Below are 19,900 nucleotides of genomic sequence, written 5' to 3'. Positions count from 1 at the left end.
TAAAGGCGGAAAAATTCCTTCGGTGCAGAACGCTTACCGGATAGGGGTGTTATTCTGCGCGTTCTTGCGCTGCATATGGCGCTGGAACCACTTGGCCATGATCGGCGCAAGTAAAACGATTTCAAATATCCGCACGATGTGGTGGAACGCAACGAAGCTTGGCTCGACATTCAGCGCCAGTGCGATTAGCGACATCTCAGCCACGCCCCCCGGCGCAAACGCCAACAACACAGCAATGAAATCAAGATCAAGCCACTGCGATACCATCCAGGCAACGCCGCCGGTAAAAGCCAAAATCACCAGCGTTGCAAAGATCGAATAACCGGCAAGCCGCGCCAGAAATGATAATTTCACGCCGGCAAAACGGCTCCCGATGGCCGAGCCAAGGATCAAAAGGCTTCCAGCCAAAAGCCAATCAGGCAAATTACCTTCAACGATCCCGGTGACGTGCAGAACCATGCTGGCAAGCATTGCACCTGTCATATAGGCAGCCGGGACGCGAAGTTTGCGAAACAGCAATACAGTGAGAAGGGCGGCACCACCTGTCAAAAGACCTTCTGACAGTGTCATATAGACCGCTTCACCATCGCCATGACCGCTGGCAACGACACCCGTAATCATTAAAACGATCAAGGGAGCGGACATGACCAATAACAGAACGCGCAAGCCTTGCGTTAAGGCGATTTCCTGTTCGTTTCCGCCGGCAGCAGCGCCAAGGACAACCATAGGCGTCAAACCACCTGGCGTTGCAGAAAACAGGGCCGTTGCGGGGTCAAGCCGGGCGATTTTGGTATAGAACCACGTCACAAGAACCGTCACGACGGGCACATAAATCAGCACCGCAATCATACTGATTGGCCAGCGGGCCGCCTGATTAAGGGTTTCAGGGGTAAAAGACGCGCCAAGAAAGATGCCGATCACACCCAAAATGACCGAACGAAACTCCATCGGAATGCCCATCTGAACGCGCATCAAGCTTGCCACAAAAGTTGCAAGCATCGGTCCCATCATCCATGCGAGCGGCATGTTTAGGCTATGTGCGATCAATCCTCCAACAAGGCCGATACCAAGGGCAATAGAGAGTCTTTTGAAAAAGCGCGGTGTCATTACACCCGAAATACGGTTGATCCAACTGGACGTGGCTGGATCTTCGGGTGATCTGCTCATTATGCGCTGGCCTTGTTCTTGTTGATCTGTTCGAGGAACCCATCAATCGCATCGCGCAGTCGCGATGCTTCGGTATTAAGTGTGTTGGTTGCGCGCGTGACATTTTCCGAACCGTTGTGAACGCGGGCGGTTTCGGTATCAAGAGCGCCAACCGCCTCAGCCACCGTGCGCATCCCGCCATTGGCATCATCAATGCTATCGGAAATACCAGCCGTCGATGCCTGTTGTTCTTCCACAGCTGCGGCAATCGCCGCGGCCGATTGATCAACCTCACCAATCACATTTGCAACACTTTGCAGTGCGCCGACGACATTGTCTGTCAGGCCACGGATCTCATCGACCTGATTGGAAATATCTTCGGTCGCGCGTGCGGTCTGCGATGCAAGATTTTTAACCTCACCGGCAACGACGGCAAAGCCCTTGCCAGCGTCCCCTGCACGGGCCGCTTCGATGGTAGCATTCAGGGCCAGTAGGTTAGTCTGGCTTGCGATGTCTTCGATCAGGCCGACAATATCGCCAATCCGCTGTGTCGCGTTGGTCAGCTGTTCAAACAGGGCGCGGGACTGTTCACTTTCCGAGCGTGCCTTGCCAGCGATTTCGGCCGAATTCTGTGCCTGATGGCCGATTTCGGCAATGGCTTCGGACAGGCTTGCCGTGGTTTGCGATACGGCTTCGATATGATGGAGAACTTGTTCGGAATGTTGATTGGCATCAGCAGAACGTGCGCTTGCCGAAGTTGCGATCTGTTCCATTTCGCTTGCCGATCCGTTCAGTGAACCAAATTCACGGTCAAACCCGGAAAGGGCATCCTGAACAGTGCGTTGGAAGTGATCGGTAGCGCGGATCAGGTCCTGCTGGCGTTCGCCTTCTATTGTTCGGACGCGTTCGCGTTCCTTGCGTAGGCTTTCGGCTTCTTTGGACTGATCGCGCAAAACGGTAACAGATCGTGCAACAGTGCCGATTTCATCACGGCGTTGAACGCCACGAACATCAATGTCCAGATCGCCATTGGCGATTTGTTCGATCAGATGTGAAAGATCTGTCATGGGGCGTGAAATGCGCCGTGAAACGAACACAGAAACCACCCCGGCAATAAACACAACAAGGACGGCAACAATCACGAACACTCGTTGCAAGGCTTCTGCCTGTGACGATGCATTGGCAAAGGATGTTTGGGCCAGTTCGTGGGTCTGTACCAGAATTTGATTAAGCGGCACCTGAAGGGCACGGAATGTTTCATCGGCCTGCGCAATGACTTCGAGTGCGCCGTAGATGTTCATTTCGCTTTCAACTAGGAACTGGTCAACCTGTTCGATGTATTTCTCATAGTTGCTGGTGAACTCGTCGCCACCAACAACCGCAAGCCGTTGTGCGAGCGGGGCAAGGTCTTCTGAAATATGGCTAACCTGTTCGCGCAACTCCGGAACAGTCGCGGCATTAATGCCGTTGGAATCCCATGTTAGGATACGAAACAGCGATCCATGCACCTCGTTCAGTGCGTTGCTGAGTGTGAGTGCGTCAGACCGCCGTTCATAGGCTTCGACGCGAAGGCTGGTGAGAGTGTTTTTCTCGCTTTCAAGTGTGGCGACCGTTGCAATCCCCATTGCAACGATCACAACCATCAGAAAGACCGGGACCAAAAGTGTTTTTGGCCCAATCGCCAAATTATCAAGAAAGCGCATTCATCCAATTCCTTCGCGTCGGAAGCTTTTCAGGTCTTAGAATTCACCGTCGTTTGGCACCGCTTTGCGGTTTTTTACCCATTGGCGCAGGTTGCCGACCAAAGGTGCTGACAGGAACAGGGCACTGAGCAGAAGGATGACAAGCGTGATCGGACGTTCCCAAAGGAAGGCCAGCGAGCCATCACTGATCATCAATGCACGGCGCAGGTTTTCTTCCATCATGCTGCCCAAAATGAAGCCCAGCAGCATCGGCGCCATCGGATAGTTCAAAAGACGCAAACCAATGGCGATTGCTGCGGCAATAACCATCATGTGAATATCAAAGGCGTTAAAGGTCACCAGATAAACACCGATCAGCGAGAAGAACAGCACGAACGGGACCAACAATTGCTGTGGCAAAGCCAAAAGGCGCGAGATGTAAGGGATCAGCGGCAGGTTCAACACCAGAAGAACAATGTTGCCGATATACATCGAAATAATAACCGACCAGAAGACTTCCGGCTGTTCAACAAACAGACGCGGCCCCGGCTGGACGCCATAGGAAATCAGCGCTCCCATCATGACCGCCGTCGTACCAGACCCCGGAATACCAAGGGTCAAAAGCGGGACGAACGAGCCAGAACAAGCAGCATTGTTAGCGGTTTCAGGGGCAGTAAGACCACGAATGGACCCCTTGCCGAACTGAAGCTTTTCCTTGGCAGATGCAATGTTGCGTTCCATGCCATAGGCAAGGAAGGATGCAATTGTCGCACCGGCACCGGGCAGAACGCCGGTAAAGAAGCCAAGCACCGAGGATCGACCGATCACCGGGATCATGGTTTTGACTTCTTCTTTGGACAGCTTCATTGAGCCAAGGTTTTTAAGCGCCCGTTCTTCGTCGGTGCGTGTGTCCTTGGTCGGACGCAGGATCGACAGAAGGGCTTCGGAGAGTGCGAAGGTCGACATGGCAAGCAACAGGAAGCTGATGCCGTCAATAAGGTCCATGTTGCCAAAGGTAAAGCGCGCAACACCCGCTGCTGGGTCGGTTCCAATCGTTGATAACATGATGCCAAACAGCGTCATGGTGATGGCCTTGAGAACCTGACCTTTACCGGCAAAGGCCGATACCGCCGTTAGGCCCAATACCATCAGGGCGAAATAATCACTCGACTGGAACGATAGCGAAACAGAAGCAAGAACAGGGGCCGCAACCAGCAAGAAGATCGCCGCAATCGTGCCGCCGGAAAATGACGAGTAGGCGGCAATTGCCAGTGCTTTGCCAGCCTGACCTCTTTGGGCCATTGGGTAACCATCAAAGGCAGTCGCAACGGTGCCGGCAACGCCGGGTGCGTTAATCAGGATTGACGATGTCGAACCGCCAAAGATGGCACCGTAATAGACACCGGCCATCAGGATCAGGCCGGTAGATGGATCAAAGCCGTAGGTGATCGGGATCATCAGCGCAATTGCGGTGATCGGACCGAGCCCCGGCAACATGCCGATAAAGGTCCCGGCGAAACAGCCGACAGCAACCATCAGAAGGTTGATCGGCATGACTGCGGTCGAAAGACCGGAGAAAATTCCTTCAAGCATTTCTTTCGCCCTAACCCAGCATTTCGAAGATGTCACCCGGTGCCAGATAAATGCCCATCAGTTGGGTCAGCAGGTACCAGAAAATGAAAACAACGGGGATGGATGCACCCAGCAAAACCTTGATCCGGCGTTCGCCAAGAACGGCAAAGCCACCGACCAAAAAGATCGTGGTTGAGATCAGGAAGCCGAGATAGCGAATGGTAAATCCATAAAAGACCATCAGCACACCAAGCTGAACAACACGGCCCCATTTCAAACCGCGGAAGGCGGCCGAAAGGTTGCCGGCCTCTTGATTGGCCGGCATGACCAGTTGGATGAAGGAAACCAAACCTAATATCCACGCAAGCGCATTAGGAAGGGTTTGAGCATTAAACGGCGCATCTTCGTCGCCAAACAGCAACGGGATATCATCGACATAAAACCCGTAGATCAGCGCAAGGCATAGAAAAAGCAGTGCGCCGAATTTGTCACGATTGATGGACATGGCGTGGTTTCCTTCGGAAGTCTTTTTATCGGTTTTCTAATGGCTTATTTCAGGAAGCCAAGATCGCGCATCAGGTCGCCAACGACCTTTTCCTGATTTTCCATAAAGGTGGAAAACTCTGCACGACCTTTATAGATTTTTTCCCAGCCGTTACGTTTGCGCACGGTGTCCCACTCCGGGGTTGCCTGCACGTCTTTGAGAAGTGCTGCATACGCATCCGCTTTGTCAGCCGACAGGGAAGGTGAGCCAAAGTAACCGCGCCAGTTGACGAATTCTGCATCAATGCCGAGTTCGCCGAGTGCCGGAACTTCCGGAGCTGCTTCGATACGTTCGTTCGAGGTCACTGCGAGAATGCGAATCTGACCTGCTTTGGCGAGTTCAAGAAGTTCACCAAGACCGGTCGACAGAACGTCGGTTTCGCCCGACAAAAGACCTGCAATTGCTTTGCCGCCGGCATCATACGGAATGTATTTTACCTGTTTGGCATCGCCGCCACCCTGCTGCACAGCATAGGCTGCAACAATGTGGTCCATGCCGCCACGGACCGAGCCACCACCAAATTTGACCGATGACGGGTCAGATTTGACAGATGCAACAACGTCGGTGAAAGATTCGAATTTGCTGTCTGCCGGTACGGCAAAGGCCGCATATTCAGCAACAACAGCAGCAATCGGGGTCAGATCGCGGAACGACTGCGGGAAGACCCCGGTCAGCGAACGCACGATGATCGGAGTGGAGTTGACCATCAAGGTGTTATCAAGGCGATCAGCAGCTTCGATCATGTAAGCAATGGCTTTACCGCCGCCGCCGCCAGACATGTTTTCATAAGATGCGGTGCCAACCAGACCAGATTTGGTCAGGGCTTCACCTGTACCACGTGCGGTACCGTCCCAGCCGCCGCCTGCGCCGCCCGGAATGATGAAGTGAACTTCATCCATTTCTGCAGCTTTGGCAGTCGTAACAGCAAAAGCAGCCGTTGAAACAGCGACAGCAGTTGCTGCAACCATAAATCCGCGACGCGAGAACATCGTCAGCTTGTTCATCAGGGTCTCCTCCAGACACTAAAGCATTTTCCCAAGCCACCAAAACGGTGGCGCGCCGATCATTAAGGACAGAACTTCAGCAACGGAGAACGATCACGACCTTTCAGGTGTGCAAACGCAACCTGACTGTCGAATTGAAAGTAAGTCCTCCCTTGCCGATATTCTTGTTTTTGATCCTTGGGCGGTTTTACCCCCTGATCGGCAGTGGCAGGACGTTAACAGCCAAACCTGTCACCAACCTGTCATTGCCAACAATCAGGTGAAAAAAAGGCATATGTTTTATGAAGCTGTGGCATAGACGGTGCTGAATATGGCGGGAAAGTGGGCCTTACGCTGAAAGAGAGCGGCCACATTCAAGGGCATGAGATTTCAATAAAGACAATACGCTCTGGCGTTTTTCTGCTGTAAACCGGCTGCCCGGACCCGACAATGACAAAACACCCAACATTTGTTTGTGTCGGTCAAGAACCGGAACAGCGATGGCTGAAATATCAGGGTCGCGTTCACCGTGGCTTTGCGCAAAACCGTGTTCAAGGACTTCTAGCGCCCGATCATCAACGCCGTTGCCCCACGCACGAATAACATGTCCGGCGGCCCCACGGTCACAGGGTAGGATGGCACCTTCTTCAAGATGATGGCGCAGGCTGCGCGATGAGTTTTCGCGAAACAGGCACAGGCGGTTTGACCCTTCCGGGACATAGAAAGAGGCTGTTTCACCACTTTGATCAACAAGTGCGCTTAGATGTGGGCGGACAACGTCATCCATCCTAAATGATCGCCGATAAATGGACCCCAATCGCCATAAGGCCGGGCCCAATCGATATCGCCCACGCCCCGAAATCATCAGAAAACCATTCGACTCTAATGTTCCGGCCAGTCTTGAGATGGTGCTTTTGTACATTCCGGTGCGTTCAGAGAGGTCCTTAAGCGACAGATCGGCATCCTGATCGGTGAAGACATCAAGGATCATAAGTGCGCGTTCAACAGCGCTAACATTCTGTTCTGACATGGTCTTTCCAAATTCCGAGGGTCCGCATCGTGATCGCTGACTAATTGAACCGTTTTGCGAGGACTGTAAATTCTATATAATAGAACATAATTCTACTAGGCAGAATATTAGGAAATAGCATGCAAAATACCAAACCGCTTCATGGTGTCACGGTTTTGGACCTGACCAATGTGCTTGCCGGACCGTTTTGTTGTCATCAACTGGCACATCTTGGCGCAACAGTGATTAAGGTCGAAGCTCCTGGGCGCGGTGATTTGGCCCGGCAACTGGGTGCGGATGCCGGTTTGAATGAAAAACTGATGGGGGTTTCGTTCCTCGCCCAGAATGCCGGGAAGAAATCGATCACACTTAATCTGAAAGACCCGCGCGGCAAGGATATCCTTAAAAAACTGGTCAAGCAGGCCGACGTTTTAGTTGAGAATTTTCGGCCCGGCGTGATGGATCGGCTTGAGCTTGATTATGACGTGTTGTCCAAAGTGAACCCGGCTTTGATCTATTGTGCGATATCCGGGTTCGGGCAAAGTGGTCCGATGAAAAAGCTGCCAGCTTATGATCAAATCGTGCAGGGCCTTTCTGGTATCATGACCATCACGGGTGAAGAAGATAAGGAAACCTATCGGGTCGGGTATCCGGTTGCCGATACCATTGGTGGTCTCACGGCAGCTTGTGCGATCAGTTCAGCACTTGCGGGTAGGGCTCTTGGCAATAATGAGGGCAAGGGCAGCTTTATCGATATTTCGATGCTGGAATCGGTCGTTGCGACCATGGGCTGGGTTGTTTCGAACTTCCTTATTGCCGGGCAGCAACCGACCGCAAACGGCAATGACAATTTCACGTCATCCCCGTCCGGAGCGTTTCGTACTGCAGATGGTCAAATCAACATTGCGGCGAATAAGCAGGAACAGTTTGAAGCCGTGTGTGATGTGCTTGAACTAGACACGCTTAAAGCCGACCCTCGCTTTCTGACCCGTTCTAATCGTCTTTCAAACCGCAAAGAATTGGCCGGGTTGCTTGAGAGGGTACTTCAAACAGGTCGTACCGATGACTGGGTGCTGGCATTTAATGCGGTTGGTGTTCCCGCCGGTGCGGTTCTAACAGTGCCACAGGCACTTTCATTGCCACAAATCGCCGATCGCGGAATGATCGCCGATTTTGCAAGCGTGCCGGGTGTTGAGCGTGACATTCGCGTCTTGCGCACGGGCATGAAGCTTAATGGCGAAGCCCCAAGTGTCGATGCGCCGCCGCCCGTTTTGGGACAGGACAATGAAACCATTTTGGCCGGGCTTGGATTGTCGGCCGATGAGATCAAAACGCTGAAAGCGGAGGGCGTATTGTGAGCGAGAAAACAGCACGTGATGTCGAACACGAAGTATCGGACTGGTGGCAAAGCTCGATCATCGATATGAAGCCCGGCGAAATTCGCTATTCAGGGTATGCCATCGAAGATTTGATCGGAAATGTCAGCTTTCCGGCAATGATCTGGTTGATGACACGGGGTGATTTGCCCAATCCCAAGCAGGCAAAACTGCTTGAGGCAGCATTGGTGGCTGCTGTTGATCACGGCCCACAAGCTCCAAGCATTGCTATTGCCCGCATGGCGGCAACCTGTGGCGTTGGACTTAACAATGCAATGGCAAGTGCCGTAAATGTGCTGGGCGACGTTCATGGTGGTGCGGGCGAGCAAGCGGTTGCCTTATATCGCGATATTGCACGACGTATTGATGATGGCGTATCCGTCGCGCAGGCGGTTTCGGACGGGCTTGATCACCAGATTTCCGAACATGGCAAGCATATCCCCGGATTTGGGCATCGTTTCCATCCAACCGACCCGCGTGCGCCGCGTTTGTTGGGGCTGGTGGAGGATGCGGCCAAAGACGGCATTGTTGAGGGGCATTTTGGCATGGTTGCCCGTGAAGTCGAAAAGACGCTTGAGGCGCGTAAGGGCAAAAAAATTCCGATGAACATAGATGGTGCGACGGCGGTTATTTATGCCGAGTTGGGATTTGATGCGCCCCTGGCACGTGGGTTGTTTTGCCTGTCACGGTCGGTGGGCATTCTTGCCCATGCGTGGGAGCAAACTCAGCAAGGTGGCCGCAACAAAGGCCCAATCCCGCGTCGCATGATCTGGAACTATACCGGGCATGAACCGCGCCTCGTGCCTGTTGAAAATCAGGAAGGTTGATCATTATCAAATACTTGGCAGGATGTATTTTAACGTCGGTTTAAAAGTGCATCCTGCCATCGACGAATAAACCGCTGACGTTTTGCCTGATCAAGATACACCAGCAAGCCGGGACCAACCGGAAAGGAGCGTACACGTTCTCCGTAGCGGTCAAATATCAATGAGGAAAATGGACTTTGCGGAACATCGGCGCGCACCGGGTTAAAATTACCTGCGTCCTGCAGAACGGTCTGTCCTTCGATTGATAGCATGTAATCAAGGAAACGTGCGCCGAGGTTCGGATTGCGCGCCCCGCGCGGGATGATGGCAATACGCGAATAAACCACAATGAAATCATCGGGAAGGATGACGCCAAGGTTGGGTGTTCTGTGGCTGAAGGTTTCCGCATAGGATCCTAGAAGGTTATAGCCAAGGACGACCTGACCGTCGGCGATTTTTTCCAGCATGGGTGAGGTGTTTGAATACAGCTTTACCTTGGATTGACCCAGTTGCCGGATAAAATCCCAGATACCGGGGAAAAATCGTTCATCACGGGCAAGAAAGAGAAAGCCAACGCCGCTGCGCTCGATATCGTAGGTTGTTACTTTTTCGCTGAGTAAATCATCATTGGCACGCAGCAGTTCAAGGAATGCTTCGCGTGTGCGTGGTGGTTCCAGTTCATTTTCGCGGAAAAATTCCCGATTATAGGCAATTACGGCGGGTTCCTGCGTTACGGCGAATGCTTCGTTGCGCCAACGCGCCCAATTGGGCAGGGCATCCGTTTGCGTACTTTGGTGGGCGATTGCGTATCCGTCATTTGCCAGCTTCATCTGCAAATCCATGGATGAACTAATGATCAGATCGGCATTGGCGGCACCACTGGCGCGTTCCTTGATCGTCATGTCATACATTTCAAGTGTCTGAAGCTGATGATATTCAATGCCAACCTGTGGGTTGTTCTGCTGAAATGCTTCGATGGCGGGGCTAAAAGCGCCAATGTCGGCAGAGCCGTATATAACGGCCACCTGATTGTAATCGGTCAGAAGGGCTTGTTCTGGGTCGGCGGGCTGGCTTGCGTGCAGGGCAGGGAACTGAAACACCTCGGCAAACGCAGAAGATGCTTGCATCGCGACGGCAATGACACATAAACGAATACAGGAACGTCCCAAGGTCATAGTGTACTATCCTAAGCGGGCTTCGATTGTCGATTTCATCGGCCAGAACTACCGACTTGGTATGATGCACCAAATCTGCGGAACCCGATTATCGGTTTATCAGGGAAGAGTACGACAAACAATGAGAGTCCTCGTCGTCGAAGATCATGCCGCACTGGCGGACGGCATAGCCAGATCGCTTCGGCAATCTGGCTATGCCGTTGATGTGATCGCAGATGGTGAAGAAGCCGATGATATCCTGCGCACGCAGGAATACGGGTTGGTCGTGCTTGATCTTAATTTGCCAAAGCTTGACGGGCTTGAAATTCTGCGCCGGTTGCGTCATCGCGGTGCCGAAAGTGCTGTTTTGATCCTGACCGCGCGCGGAGATATCGAAGATCGGGTCAAGGGTCTTGATCTTGGCGCGGATGATTATCTGGCAAAGCCGTTTGAACTGGTCGAGCTTGAAGCCCGCGTACGGGCATTGATGCGGCGTAATGCCGGCACGCACAACACCCAGATCAGATGCGGTCAACTGGTATTTGATACGGTGGCACGGCGCGTCATGATCCATGGCGATGACATTGAAATTCCACGCCGCGAGCTTAATATCCTTGAAATTCTGCTGTTGCGGCTGGGGCATGTTCTGAGCAAGGAGCAGATTGCCGATCAGTTGGCCGGGTTTGAGGACGATATCAGTGCGAACGCGGTAGAGCTTTATATCAGTCGTTTACGCAAACGCGTTGAAGCGGCTGAGGTCAAAATTCAGACGGTACGCGGACTTGGTTATTTGTTGAAAAAGACATGAAATGGCGTAACGGATCACTCAGGCGACGGCTGATTATCTGGCTTCTGATCCCGCTTTTGGTGATCAGTTCTTTAATGCTTCTTGAAGTGCGAAGCAATGCTGTTCGCTCGACAAATCAAGCATTTGACCGCGCACTTTTAAGTTCTGCATTGGCGATTGCCGACCGTGTTGTCCTGATCGGAGGCAAGATAGAAGTTGATGTACCGTATGTCGCACTTGAGATGCTGACAAGTTCGGCCGAAGACCGCGTGTTTTATCAAGTTGGCACCATACAGGGTGAATTTATCACCGGGTACGAAGATTTGCCGCCGGTACCAGACGCGTTATTGCCACTGCGCGAAAATCCGGTGTTTTATGATGCGGTGTATAACGGCGAAAATGTTCGCATTGGCGCGTTGTCGCGCTATGTCGCCAGCGTTCGAAAGGCAACACGTTTTCAGGTACTTGTTGCTGAAACCATGGGTACCAGAACAAGTCTGAGCGAAGATATCCTTGCCAGTGCGGCTGCGCGTCAGATTGCACTGATTGTGATTGCGGCTGTTATTGTCTGGTTTGGTATCGGGCAGGGGCTCAAACCGCTCACACGCCTTGAAGAGGCACTTAACCGTCGATCGCCAACCGATTTGAGGCCGATTGAGCATGATGTTCCCAATGAAGTGCGGCACCTCGTCGGCGCGATTAATCATCTTTTTCAACGCCTTGGCAACAGTTTGGCAACCATGCAGCGCTTTACAGCGGATGCCGCACATCAGTTGCGCACGCCACTTGCCGCATTGCGCACGCAGTCTGAGTTGGGCCTTCGTGAAGATGATCCGGAGAAACTACACCAGATCATGGCAACGATTGCGACGTCCACCCAGCAAACGTCGCATTTGGCCAATCAGTTGCTGGCATCGGCCCGTGCCGCACCGGAAGGCCTTGCCGGTCGACCGTTTGAGAAGATTGATCTGTGTGACATCACCAGAACAGTGACAGCATCAAAAGTCATGACGGCCATCGAAAGCGGCATTGATCTTGGATATGAAGGCATCACAGAGCCCACCGTGATCATGGGCAATGCCACTTTGATTGAGGAGCTTTTAAAGAACCTTGTGCACAATGCGCTGACATATTGCCCGGAAGGAAGTGCAGTCACAGTCCGACTGGAAGATGACGTGGTGCGCAACAGTGTGATCTTGACGGTCGAAGACAACGGTCCGGGAATTTCATCGAAATACCATAAGGATGTTTTCAAACGGTTTTATCGTATAGCCGAGAACGGAGAGGACGGGTGTGGGCTTGGATTATCGATCGTCCGTGAAATTGCGCTGCGTCACCATACGACTGTGAAGCTGACAAAACCTGATGATCACAACGGATGTGTCTTTACCGTTCAGTTCGAGCGGGCGGACGCAGCAAGCGATACATCTGCCTAAAAAGCTGACCGAATGGTCGTAGAGAAATTATAGAATGGCGCGCGTGGCGACCGCAGTACAATACAGTTCCGCAAATTCAGGATCGACAGTCGCCAATTTCAAAGTCGCTCATTAGCGTATGGATCGGAATCTTGCGATCAAACACAGCTCGTGTCGCTTTGTCTTTTCGGCCAGATACCCGTAGTATGTTGAGTCATATCAGATTACAGACACCTAATTTGTGGAGTTCCGAATCTGACTTTACCTGCTTTAGGCGGTTTCTGAGGACTTTACGACAGAATCGCGCTCTACCAATAGGCACTCGACTTTGATTTGGTTGGGGTTTGCGAGTAAGCCGCCAACGCTATCAATCAGGAGTTCCGCGCCAATTTCCCCCATTTCGTAGTGTGGTAAGATCAGCGTGGTAAGAGACGGGTGGGTGTGCTGCGCAATTTCCCGGTCATCGAAGCCGATCACAGCGACGTCTTCCGGAACGCTAAGGCCCAGTTCGCGCAAGGCATCAAAACACCCAAGTGCCATCAAATCATTGGCGCAAAAAATCGCATCCGGCGGATTATCCAAAGCCATAAGTTCGTGTGTCATTGAGTAGCCTGTTGAAGGCTCCCAATTGCCCGGACGAACGAGTTCCGGGTGGAATGGCATATCGTTGCTCGCAAGTGCCTGTTTGTATCCTTTAAGCCGGTCTCGCGATGCGTCGACACCTTTTTGGCCGTTAATGATAGCAACGCGTTTACGTCCTGCGCTGATCAGTCGTTCTGTCGCTGCACGTCCCCCGACAAGGTCACCTGGTAAAACCGACGGTAGTGTGCGTGTGCTATCGTAGCAATTAACGAGAACGGTTGGCTTTTTTGACAGTGCTGGCGGCAACTCTACCAGTCGGGTGAGGATCGTACCGTAGAGAAAGCCAATGACATTTGAATCTGCCATCTGATTAACGATACTGGCTTCGATGTTGGCATTGCCATGGCTAACGGCCAGACAGACATTAATCCCGTATTCCAGTGCCTTATTGTGCGCGCCTTCAAAGGCGAGGGCCATCCAGGGGTCTGTGCTGATTTCATCTACGATGAAGATAATCGTAGAGCGGACTTTACTGCTTGGCGCCATTTGGCTTTCTCGACGAACAAGCTGGTAACCAACGTCGTTGGCAGAATCGATCACGCGCTGTCGGGTTGCTTCGGTTAATTTGGCAGGGCTACCGTTTAGCACAAGCGATACCGTCGCCTGCGACACGCCGGCCATTGTCGCCACATCCATCATCGTAGGACGGTTTTTGCCACCGTAGTGTTTCTTTTCCGACATTGACTTGTTCTGCCTCTGGTCTTTTGGCCAAGCACTATTCTTGAGCGGTTGCATCAGGTGTCCCGAAACGGACTGACAAATTCAGCCGTTAATTCGGCGACTTGATCGATTTGGCGCGGGGTAGGTCACCAAAGCGCCAATGGTAATACCTTTTCGGTTGTATCAAGACAACCCGTCAGGCGGGAGAAAGATAATAATTATTAATTGGTCCGAATCATGAATTTATCCGGTTCATTTATCGCAAGGTTACTTGACTCATTATTATTAATAAATATTATTAATTCAACAGGGAGAAAAATTAATGAAGATTCTGATTACGGGCACAACCGGAAAGGTTGGCAAGGCGTTCTTGCCAGCATTCCTTGAAAAACCACAATTTTCATCCGCGGAGGTCGTGGCACTGTGTCACAACCGTCGAATTGAGGCGGGTGAACGGGTGGAGGTCGTGACCGGATCGCTTGCAGATTCGCAAGCTGTTGCATCGGCAATGGACGGTGTGACCCACGTGCTTCACATGGCTGCAGTGAAAGAAAGCCCCGATCTGGTGATTGATGTGGCGATCAAGGGAATGTTCCTGTTGCTTGAGGAAGCCCGCCAGTCAGCGACACTAAAGCAATTCATCCTGATCGGAGGGGATTGCAGTGTCGGGCATATTTTCAAGAACTATCCAGCACCTATTACTGAAAACTCGCCGCGGAAAGCATACAGCGGGTGCTATGCGCTGACCAAGGTGCTTGAGGAAGTCATGATCGAGCAATATCAGATCCAGTATGGCCTGAACGGCACTGTTTTACGTGCGCCCTGGATCATGGAAAAAGATGATTTCAAACACGCGCTCTCATTCGGTCCAGACCAATTTGGTGGGCCAATCTGGAGTGATTTGATGAGTGCGGACAAGGCAGCGCGCCTTGGTCACGGGGGATTTGTTCCGTTAATGCGCGACAGCACCGGGGCGTCGCTTAAACGCAACTTTGTCCATGTTGATGATCTGGTTGCTGCCTTGCTGGCGGCACTGGATAACCCGCATGCAAAGCAGGAGCTTTTTAATATAGCGATGGATGAGCCGGTCGATTACGCGTCGGTGGCTGAATATCTTCTGCGGACGCGGGGGATGGAGATTGTTGAAATACCTACGCCATTTCATAGCAACTGGCTGGACAACACAAAGGCGCGTCAGGCGCTTGGTTGGCGGCCGCAAGTCGATTTCGAGGGGATGATCGAGCGCGCCTGGTCTTATGAAAGGAAGCCGAACGATCCTCGGACAATCTGGTATCCGGGGTAATCAACTCCGGGCCAGACCAACTAGGGAGAGCGAAACGTGAAAAATAAGATGTTATTAACTCTCACATCTGCGTTGATTCTTGCGACAGGTGTTGGTGCCGCAAATGCCAATGATAAAAAGACATTGGCCATTGTAGTTAAAGGCTTGGATAACCCTTTTTTCGAACAGATTAATCTGGGGTGTCAGAAGTGGATGTCCGAAAACAAAGACTCGGAATATGAGTGCCTGTACACAGGGCCCGCTTCAAGTGCTGACGAGGCAGGTGAAGTTCAGATCGTCGACGATCTGCTGACCCGTGGTGTTGCCGCAATTGCAATCTCACCTTCAAATGCGCCGGCAATGGCAAACCGCATCCGTCAGATCAATCCGGATGTGCCGGTGATGACGATCGATGCTGATTTCCTTGAAAAAGATCGCGATTTGCGTGCGACCTATCTGGGGACGGACAACTACCTAATGGGTGTTAAAATGGCCGAAGAAGCCATGACATTAAAACCGTCTGGTGGGTCTGTGTGTCTTCAACTGGGGAATGTTGCCGCAGACAATATTAATGCGCGTGCCGCCGGCTTCCGGGACACGATTGCCGGCACCAAAGGCATTGAGCGCCTTGAAAGCACCAATGGCTGGACGGAAATCGAGGGTTGCCCTGTATTTACAAATGACCAGGTCGATCTGGCCAATCAGCAGATGGCAGATACCTTTACCACAAATCCAGATTTAGACGCCTTTATTCTGATTGGCGGCTGGGCCCAGTTTGCACCACAAGCCTATGCGCAAGTAACCGACCAGGTGATGGATCGTCTGAAATCCAAAGACATGATTTTGATTGCAGGCGATACGCTTCCTCCGCAGACGCAGGCTTTCCGTGATGGGCGTAGCCATGCTCAGGTCGGACAGCGTCCGTTTGAAATGGGCTACCGCGCGCCAGACGTCATGATCGAGTTGATCAACGGAAAATCAGTCGATGATCCACTGTTCACCGGGCTTGATGTTTGCAATCAGTTTGACCCGGGTTTCTGCGCGGACAACTAACATCGAGAAATCATGAGCTGGGCCGGGTCTGTTTTCCAGATCCGGCCCAATTTTTATCAACTTATGGCAAGGCAGGCAGCAGGCGTGGCAACAAGAAAAATCAACTGGGGCATTCTTTCGACAGCCAATATTGGGCTGGAGAAAGTGATACCCGCAATCCAGAACTCGGCTTCTTCGAATGTTTTGGGGATTGCATCGCGGAACGCTGAGCGTGCAGCGCAGGCGGCTAAGGATCTTGGGATTCAAAAAACATATACCTCGTATGAGGCGTTGATTGCGGACCCGGAAATTGACGCGATCTATAACCCGCTACCAAACGATATGCATGTAGACTGGACAATAGCCGCAGCGAAAGCCGGCAAGCATGTGCTGTGTGAAAAACCTATCGGACTAAACGCCCAAGATGCCGAACGGCTTCGCAGTTGCCCAAAAGATGTAATGGTCACCGAGGCTTTTATGGTTCGCTACCATCCGCAATGGCTTCGTCTTCGTGAAATGGTCCGAAGCGGTGAGTTGGGGCAGGTGCGCGCCATTCAGGCGGCCTTTAGTTACTTTAATGATGATAAGAATAACATTCGCAATCGTCCGGAAAACGGGGGCGGTGCGATGATGGATATCGGGTGTTATCCAATCACTGCCGGCCGTTTCCTGTTCGAAACGGAACCCCTGCGGGTAACCGCGCTGATCGAGCGCGACCCGCAGTTTAAGACCGATCGCACTGCGAGTGTCGTTGCGGATTTTGGGGGCGGCCGACAATTGTCCTTCGTTGTATCGACGCAATTGTGCCCGTACCAGACATTAAATGTGTTCGGAACGAAGGCCCGTGCTGAGGTCATGATTCCCTATAACGCGCCAGCAGGTGAGGAAACAGTCGTAATCGTTGATCACGGTGAAAGTTTCGATGGCAGCATGGCGGGGTGCGAGATCATACCGCCATGTGATCAATACACCGAGCAGGCTGAACAATTTGCCCAAGCAATTCTGACGCAAACACCATTGCCACACGGGATTGACGATTCCATTGCCTCCATGCGCGTCCTTGACGCGATTTTCGCAAGCGAAGTCCAACAAAAATGGGTCAATGTCTGAGATGAGATATCAACTTACGGTTTTTTGGCGAAAAGAGCTTGATCCAATATTATTAATTATATTATTAATTAATCAGCACGAAGATAATTTATAAACACAGATGTGCTGGCAATTTATCGGGAGGACTAACAATGAAAATTGCATCAACAGTTGCGGCGTTCAGTTTGTCGATGGTTTTGGCAGGCGGAGCATTCGCACAAGAAAAACAACAACTGGCTTTTGTGGTTAATGCTGCATCTGACTTTTGGAAACTTGCCGAAGCGGGGGTTGAAGCTGCACAGGCTGAACTGCCGGAGTACGAGTTGCAGTTTCGCTATCCTGCACAGGGGACCGCTGCGCTCCAAAACGCATTGATGGATGATTTGGTTGCGGGCGGGACCGATGCGATCATGATTTCATCGGCAGATCCGAAGAACTCTATCGATGCGTTTAACCGCATTGCAGCCCAAGTTCCGCTGTTCACCACAGATAGTGATGCGCCGCAAAGCGACCGTATTTCCTATTTGGGGTCGTCGAACGTCGCTGCTGGTGTTCAAGCTGGTGAAATTGCGGTGCAATCTATGCCAGACGGTGGAAAATGCATGGGTTTTGTCGGTTTCCTTGGTGCGGATAACGCCATCGAACGTATTGCAGGGTTCCGTCAGGCAGTCGAAGGGGCAGGCATCGAGCTCATTGACGTTCGTGGCGATGATGTTGACTTTGCCCGCGCGCGTTCAAACGTCGATGATGTACTTGCGGCCAGCCCGGACATCAACTGCATGGTCGGGTTCTATTCCTACAACCCGCCTAAAATTTATGAAGCATTGCAGGCTGCCGGAAAATTGGGGCAGGTCACAGTTATTGCGTTTGACGAAGACCCTGTAACCCTTGGGGCTGTGCGTGAGGGCAGTTTTGCAGGCACGGTTGTTCAGGATCCCTATCAGTGGGGGTATCAGGGCATGCACCTGATGGCTGATTATCTGGAAGGTGATACGTCACAGGTTCCAGATGATGGTCTTATTATTGTGCCCACCAAAGTGATCGATAAATCCAATGTCGATGCATTCGAAGCAATCGTTAAGGAAAGAATAGGCGGGTAATTTCTTCCCCCTGCCTAGCGAGTGGGTGTGTGCGGATATGAGACTGCGGGCGTGCCCACTCGCACCTTTTGTTGTTATCGAAGACATTGGGAAGCCGAATGTAATGAGTGCAGTGCAGAGGCTTGATCTGAGACTTGAGGGTGTCACCAAGGTGTACCCGGGCGTCGTCGCATTGAACGACGTGTCTTTGCAGATCAAAGCTGGTGAAGTGGTTGGCCTGCTTGGGGAAAACGGGGCGGGAAAATCAACCCTCATGAAAATTCTAGGCGGTTTGATTGCGCCAACTTCGGGACGGATCATACTGGATGGTCAAGAGCATCGCAGGTTCGATGTTCAACAATCACAGCAAGCAGGTATCGCTTTCGTTCATCAGGAACTGAATGTTTTCGATAACATGGATGTTGCGGCAAACATCTTTTTGGGGCGTGAAAAGGTTCGTGGGCCACTGCGTCTTACTGATAGAAAACGCATGAATGAATTGGCGCAACCGCTCCTTGATCGTGTGGGCGCACAGTTTCATTCAGACACACCGGTTTCGACGTTGTCGCTGGCGGAATGCCAGTTGCTTGAGATTGCCAAAGCTTTATCGATGAATGCGCGGTTGGTCATTATGGACGAACCGACGTCAAGTCTTACCCTGTCTGAAACCAACATGCTGTTAAAGGTGATCGCGGATCTAAAGGCGGAAGGGATTGCAGTTGTCTATATTTCCCATCGGCTGAGTGAGGTTGAGGAATGTGTCGACCGTGCAGTTGTTTTGCGCGATGGCCATAATGTCGGAACGCTAGAGCGTGAAGACGTTACCCATGACGCCATGATCCACATGATGATTGGACGTGATCTTAAGGCGCTTTACACACCTCCTGCACAAATGTCGTCCAAACCAATTTTATCCGTCAGAAACTTTTGCATCAAAAGCAAACCTGATCGTCCTGCAAGCTTCGACCTGATGGCAGGAGAAATCCTTGGTGTCGCCGGACTGATTGGCGCCGGACGTACGGAGCTGGCCGAGGCCATCTTTGGTGTTGGTCAAAAACTTGACGGAGAGGTGTTGATAGATGGTGAGCACCTAAACACGAAATCGCCGGCCGATGCGATTGCCGCCGGGCTTTATCTTGTTCCGGAAGATCGTAAACGTGCTGGCCTAATTCTGGATTTTCCAACGGTCGAGAATATTACGATGGCCAGTCTTTCGGCCTTTACGTCGCACGGGCTGGTTTCGCAAAAACGCCAGATTGAAGTGGCCGAAGTGCAGCGGAGTTCTTTGTCGATCAAGACACATGATGTTTGCCGCGCTGCCAATGAAATGTCAGGCGGAAATCAACAAAAAGTCGTTCTGGCAAAGTGGCTTTCGATGGATCCGAAGGTCATCATTTTCGATGAACCAACCCGCGGGATCGATGTGGGGGCGAAAGCCGAGATTTACAGTTTGATGCGATCTCTGGCTGATCGTGGAGTAGGGGTGATGATGATATCGAGTGATATGGAAGAGGTGATCGGTGTGTCTGACAGGATTGTCGTAATGAAAGACGGAGTGATCACTGGGGAATTGCCACGCCTGAAATTTTCCGAAAGTAACGTCCTTAATCTTGCCGTCGGCAGGGTACTGGAAGAGGCCTGA

The 19,900-nt window shown here is 51.9% G+C and carries 17 protein-coding genes; 9 read left to right on the top strand and 8 right to left on the bottom strand.

Annotated features, from left to right (window positions below; genetic code table 11):
• Window positions 1–33 precede the first annotated feature (33 nt).
• From AMM48_RS02070 to AMM48_RS02045, 6 genes are all read right to left on the bottom strand, one after another.
• Window positions 34–1,167: an AbrB family transcriptional regulator gene (locus tag AMM48_RS02070; RefSeq protein ID WP_102782738.1), complete on the bottom strand. Its 1,134-nt coding sequence runs from the start codon at window positions 1,165–1,167 to the stop codon at window positions 34–36.
• Window positions 1,167–2,849, bottom strand: a complete 1,683-nt coding sequence (locus AMM48_RS02065) for a HAMP domain-containing methyl-accepting chemotaxis protein (protein ID WP_102782737.1) — start codon at window positions 2,847–2,849, stop codon at window positions 1,167–1,169. Before AMM48_RS02065 ends, AMM48_RS02070 begins: the two co-directional genes overlap by 1 nt.
• A gap of 36 nt (window positions 2,850–2,885) precedes the next feature.
• Window positions 2,886–4,421, bottom strand: coding sequence for a tripartite tricarboxylate transporter permease (locus AMM48_RS02060; RefSeq protein WP_102782736.1), 1,536 nt, complete (start codon window positions 4,419–4,421; stop codon window positions 2,886–2,888).
• 10 nt (window positions 4,422–4,431) lie between these two features.
• Window positions 4,432–4,905, bottom strand: a complete 474-nt coding sequence (locus AMM48_RS02055; protein WP_102782735.1) for a tripartite tricarboxylate transporter TctB family protein — start codon at window positions 4,903–4,905, stop codon at window positions 4,432–4,434.
• Window positions 4,906–4,949: 44 nt separating this feature from the next.
• Window positions 4,950–5,948, bottom strand: coding sequence for a tripartite tricarboxylate transporter substrate-binding protein (locus AMM48_RS02050; protein WP_022732237.1), 999 nt, complete (start codon window positions 5,946–5,948; stop codon window positions 4,950–4,952).
• Between the two features lie 328 nt (window positions 5,949–6,276).
• On the bottom strand, window positions 6,277–6,957 hold the full coding sequence (locus tag AMM48_RS02045) for an IclR family transcriptional regulator (RefSeq protein ID WP_102782734.1): 681 nt from the start codon (window positions 6,955–6,957) through the stop codon (window positions 6,277–6,279).
• 119 nt (window positions 6,958–7,076) lie between these two features.
• Here AMM48_RS02045 and AMM48_RS02040 point away from each other — a divergent pair, with 119 nt between their 5' ends.
• Together AMM48_RS02040 and AMM48_RS02035 are read left to right on the top strand one after the other, a co-directional pair.
• Window positions 7,077–8,294 (top strand): CaiB/BaiF CoA-transferase family protein, encoded by a 1,218-nt coding sequence (locus AMM48_RS02040; protein ID WP_102782733.1) that lies wholly within the window; start codon window positions 7,077–7,079, stop codon window positions 8,292–8,294.
• Window positions 8,291–9,139 (top strand): citryl-CoA lyase, encoded by an 849-nt coding sequence (locus AMM48_RS02035; protein ID WP_102782732.1) that lies wholly within the window; start codon window positions 8,291–8,293, stop codon window positions 9,137–9,139. The genes AMM48_RS02040 and AMM48_RS02035 overlap by 4 nt, the downstream gene beginning before the upstream one ends.
• A 29-nt stretch (window positions 9,140–9,168) precedes the next feature.
• Here the strand turns inward: AMM48_RS02035 and AMM48_RS02030 are convergent, their stop codons facing one another.
• Window positions 9,169–10,293: an ABC transporter substrate-binding protein gene (locus tag AMM48_RS02030; protein WP_101300483.1), complete on the bottom strand. Its 1,125-nt coding sequence runs from the start codon at window positions 10,291–10,293 to the stop codon at window positions 9,169–9,171.
• A 121-nt stretch (window positions 10,294–10,414) separates the two neighbouring features.
• On the opposite strand from AMM48_RS02030, the gene AMM48_RS02025 reads away from it, so the two are divergent.
• A complete protein-coding gene (locus AMM48_RS02025; RefSeq protein WP_101300482.1) occupies window positions 10,415–11,080 on the top strand; it encodes a response regulator transcription factor in 666 nt (221 codons plus the stop codon).
• The gene (locus AMM48_RS02020) at window positions 11,077–12,495 is read left to right on the top strand and encodes a sensor histidine kinase (protein ID WP_102782731.1); all 1,419 of its coding nucleotides are present in this window, start codon (window positions 11,077–11,079) and stop codon (window positions 12,493–12,495) included. The genes AMM48_RS02025 and AMM48_RS02020 overlap by 4 nt, the downstream gene beginning before the upstream one ends.
• Window positions 12,496–12,744: 249 nt before the next feature.
• Here AMM48_RS02020 and AMM48_RS02015 read toward each other — a convergent pair whose 3' ends face one another.
• Window positions 12,745–13,851 carry a LacI family DNA-binding transcriptional regulator gene (locus AMM48_RS02015; RefSeq protein WP_198413492.1) on the bottom strand — a complete coding sequence of 369 codons (1,107 nt, stop codon included), beginning with the start codon at window positions 13,849–13,851 and terminating at the stop codon, window positions 12,745–12,747.
• 247 nt (window positions 13,852–14,098) lie between these two features.
• On the opposite strand from AMM48_RS02015, the gene AMM48_RS02010 reads away from it, so the two are divergent.
• The 5 genes from AMM48_RS02010 to AMM48_RS01990 all read left to right on the top strand — a co-directional run bounded on the left by AMM48_RS02010 (window position 14,099) and on the right by AMM48_RS01990 (window position 19,900).
• Window positions 14,099–15,079, top strand: coding sequence for an NAD(P)-dependent oxidoreductase (locus AMM48_RS02010; protein ID WP_102782730.1), 981 nt, complete (start codon window positions 14,099–14,101; stop codon window positions 15,077–15,079).
• 48 nt (window positions 15,080–15,127) lie between these two features.
• Complete coding sequence (locus AMM48_RS02005) at window positions 15,128–16,111, top strand: substrate-binding domain-containing protein (protein ID WP_102782968.1); 984 nt, start codon at window positions 15,128–15,130, stop codon at window positions 16,109–16,111.
• Between the two features lie 12 nt (window positions 16,112–16,123).
• The gene (locus AMM48_RS02000) at window positions 16,124–17,200 is read left to right on the top strand and encodes a Gfo/Idh/MocA family oxidoreductase (protein WP_198413490.1); all 1,077 of its coding nucleotides are present in this window, start codon (window positions 16,124–16,126) and stop codon (window positions 17,198–17,200) included.
• A 131-nt stretch (window positions 17,201–17,331) separates the two neighbouring features.
• Complete coding sequence (locus tag AMM48_RS01995; protein WP_101300476.1) at window positions 17,332–18,279, top strand: sugar-binding protein; 948 nt, start codon at window positions 17,332–17,334, stop codon at window positions 18,277–18,279.
• 103 nt (window positions 18,280–18,382) lie between these two features.
• Window positions 18,383–19,900, top strand: coding sequence for a sugar ABC transporter ATP-binding protein (locus AMM48_RS01990; RefSeq protein WP_102782729.1), 1,518 nt, complete (start codon window positions 18,383–18,385; stop codon window positions 19,898–19,900).

Origin of the sequence: Thalassospira sp. GB04J01 (assembly GCF_000751115.1) — a bacterium.
GTDB classification, from domain to species: domain Bacteria; phylum Pseudomonadota; class Alphaproteobacteria; order Rhodospirillales; family Thalassospiraceae; genus Thalassospira; species Thalassospira lucentensis.
Note: the sequence above shows the minus strand (reverse complement) of the source record. Positions and strands in the feature narration are given on the sequence as shown.

Excerpts from the sequence above, each read along its gene's own strand:
- AMM48_RS02070 (WP_102782738.1), bottom strand. The coding sequence starts at position 1,167 with ATGAGCAGATCACCCGAAGATCCAGCCACGTCCAGTTGGATCAACCGT.
- AMM48_RS02060 (WP_102782736.1), bottom strand. The coding sequence starts at position 4,421 with ATGCTTGAAGGAATTTTCTCCGGTCTTTCGACCGCAGTCATGCCGATC.
- AMM48_RS02000 (WP_198413490.1), top strand. The coding sequence starts at position 16,124 with ATGAGCTGGGCCGGGTCTGTTTTCCAGATCCGGCCCAATTTTTATCAA.
- AMM48_RS02045 (WP_102782734.1), bottom strand. The coding sequence starts at position 6,957 with ATGTCAGAACAGAATGTTAGCGCTGTTGAACGCGCACTTATGATCCTT.
- AMM48_RS02055 (WP_102782735.1), bottom strand. The coding sequence starts at position 4,905 with ATGTCCATCAATCGTGACAAATTCGGCGCACTGCTTTTTCTATGCCTT.
- AMM48_RS01995 (WP_101300476.1), top strand. The coding sequence starts at position 17,332 with ATGAAAATTGCATCAACAGTTGCGGCGTTCAGTTTGTCGATGGTTTTG.
- AMM48_RS02010 (WP_102782730.1), top strand. The coding sequence starts at position 14,099 with ATGAAGATTCTGATTACGGGCACAACCGGAAAGGTTGGCAAGGCGTTC.
- AMM48_RS02015 (WP_198413492.1), bottom strand. The coding sequence starts at position 13,851 with ATGCAACCGCTCAAGAATAGTGCTTGGCCAAAAGACCAGAGGCAGAAC.
- AMM48_RS02020 (WP_102782731.1), top strand. The coding sequence starts at position 11,077 with ATGAAATGGCGTAACGGATCACTCAGGCGACGGCTGATTATCTGGCTT.
- AMM48_RS02030 (WP_101300483.1), bottom strand. The coding sequence starts at position 10,293 with ATGACCTTGGGACGTTCCTGTATTCGTTTATGTGTCATTGCCGTCGCG.
- AMM48_RS02050 (WP_022732237.1), bottom strand. The coding sequence starts at position 5,948 with ATGAACAAGCTGACGATGTTCTCGCGTCGCGGATTTATGGTTGCAGCA.
- AMM48_RS02040 (WP_102782733.1), top strand. The coding sequence starts at position 7,077 with ATGCAAAATACCAAACCGCTTCATGGTGTCACGGTTTTGGACCTGACC.
- AMM48_RS02005 (WP_102782968.1), top strand. The coding sequence starts at position 15,128 with ATGTTATTAACTCTCACATCTGCGTTGATTCTTGCGACAGGTGTTGGT.
- AMM48_RS01990 (WP_102782729.1), top strand. The coding sequence starts at position 18,383 with ATGAGTGCAGTGCAGAGGCTTGATCTGAGACTTGAGGGTGTCACCAAG.
- AMM48_RS02025 (WP_101300482.1), top strand. The coding sequence starts at position 10,415 with ATGAGAGTCCTCGTCGTCGAAGATCATGCCGCACTGGCGGACGGCATA.
- AMM48_RS02065 (WP_102782737.1), bottom strand. The coding sequence starts at position 2,849 with ATGCGCTTTCTTGATAATTTGGCGATTGGGCCAAAAACACTTTTGGTC.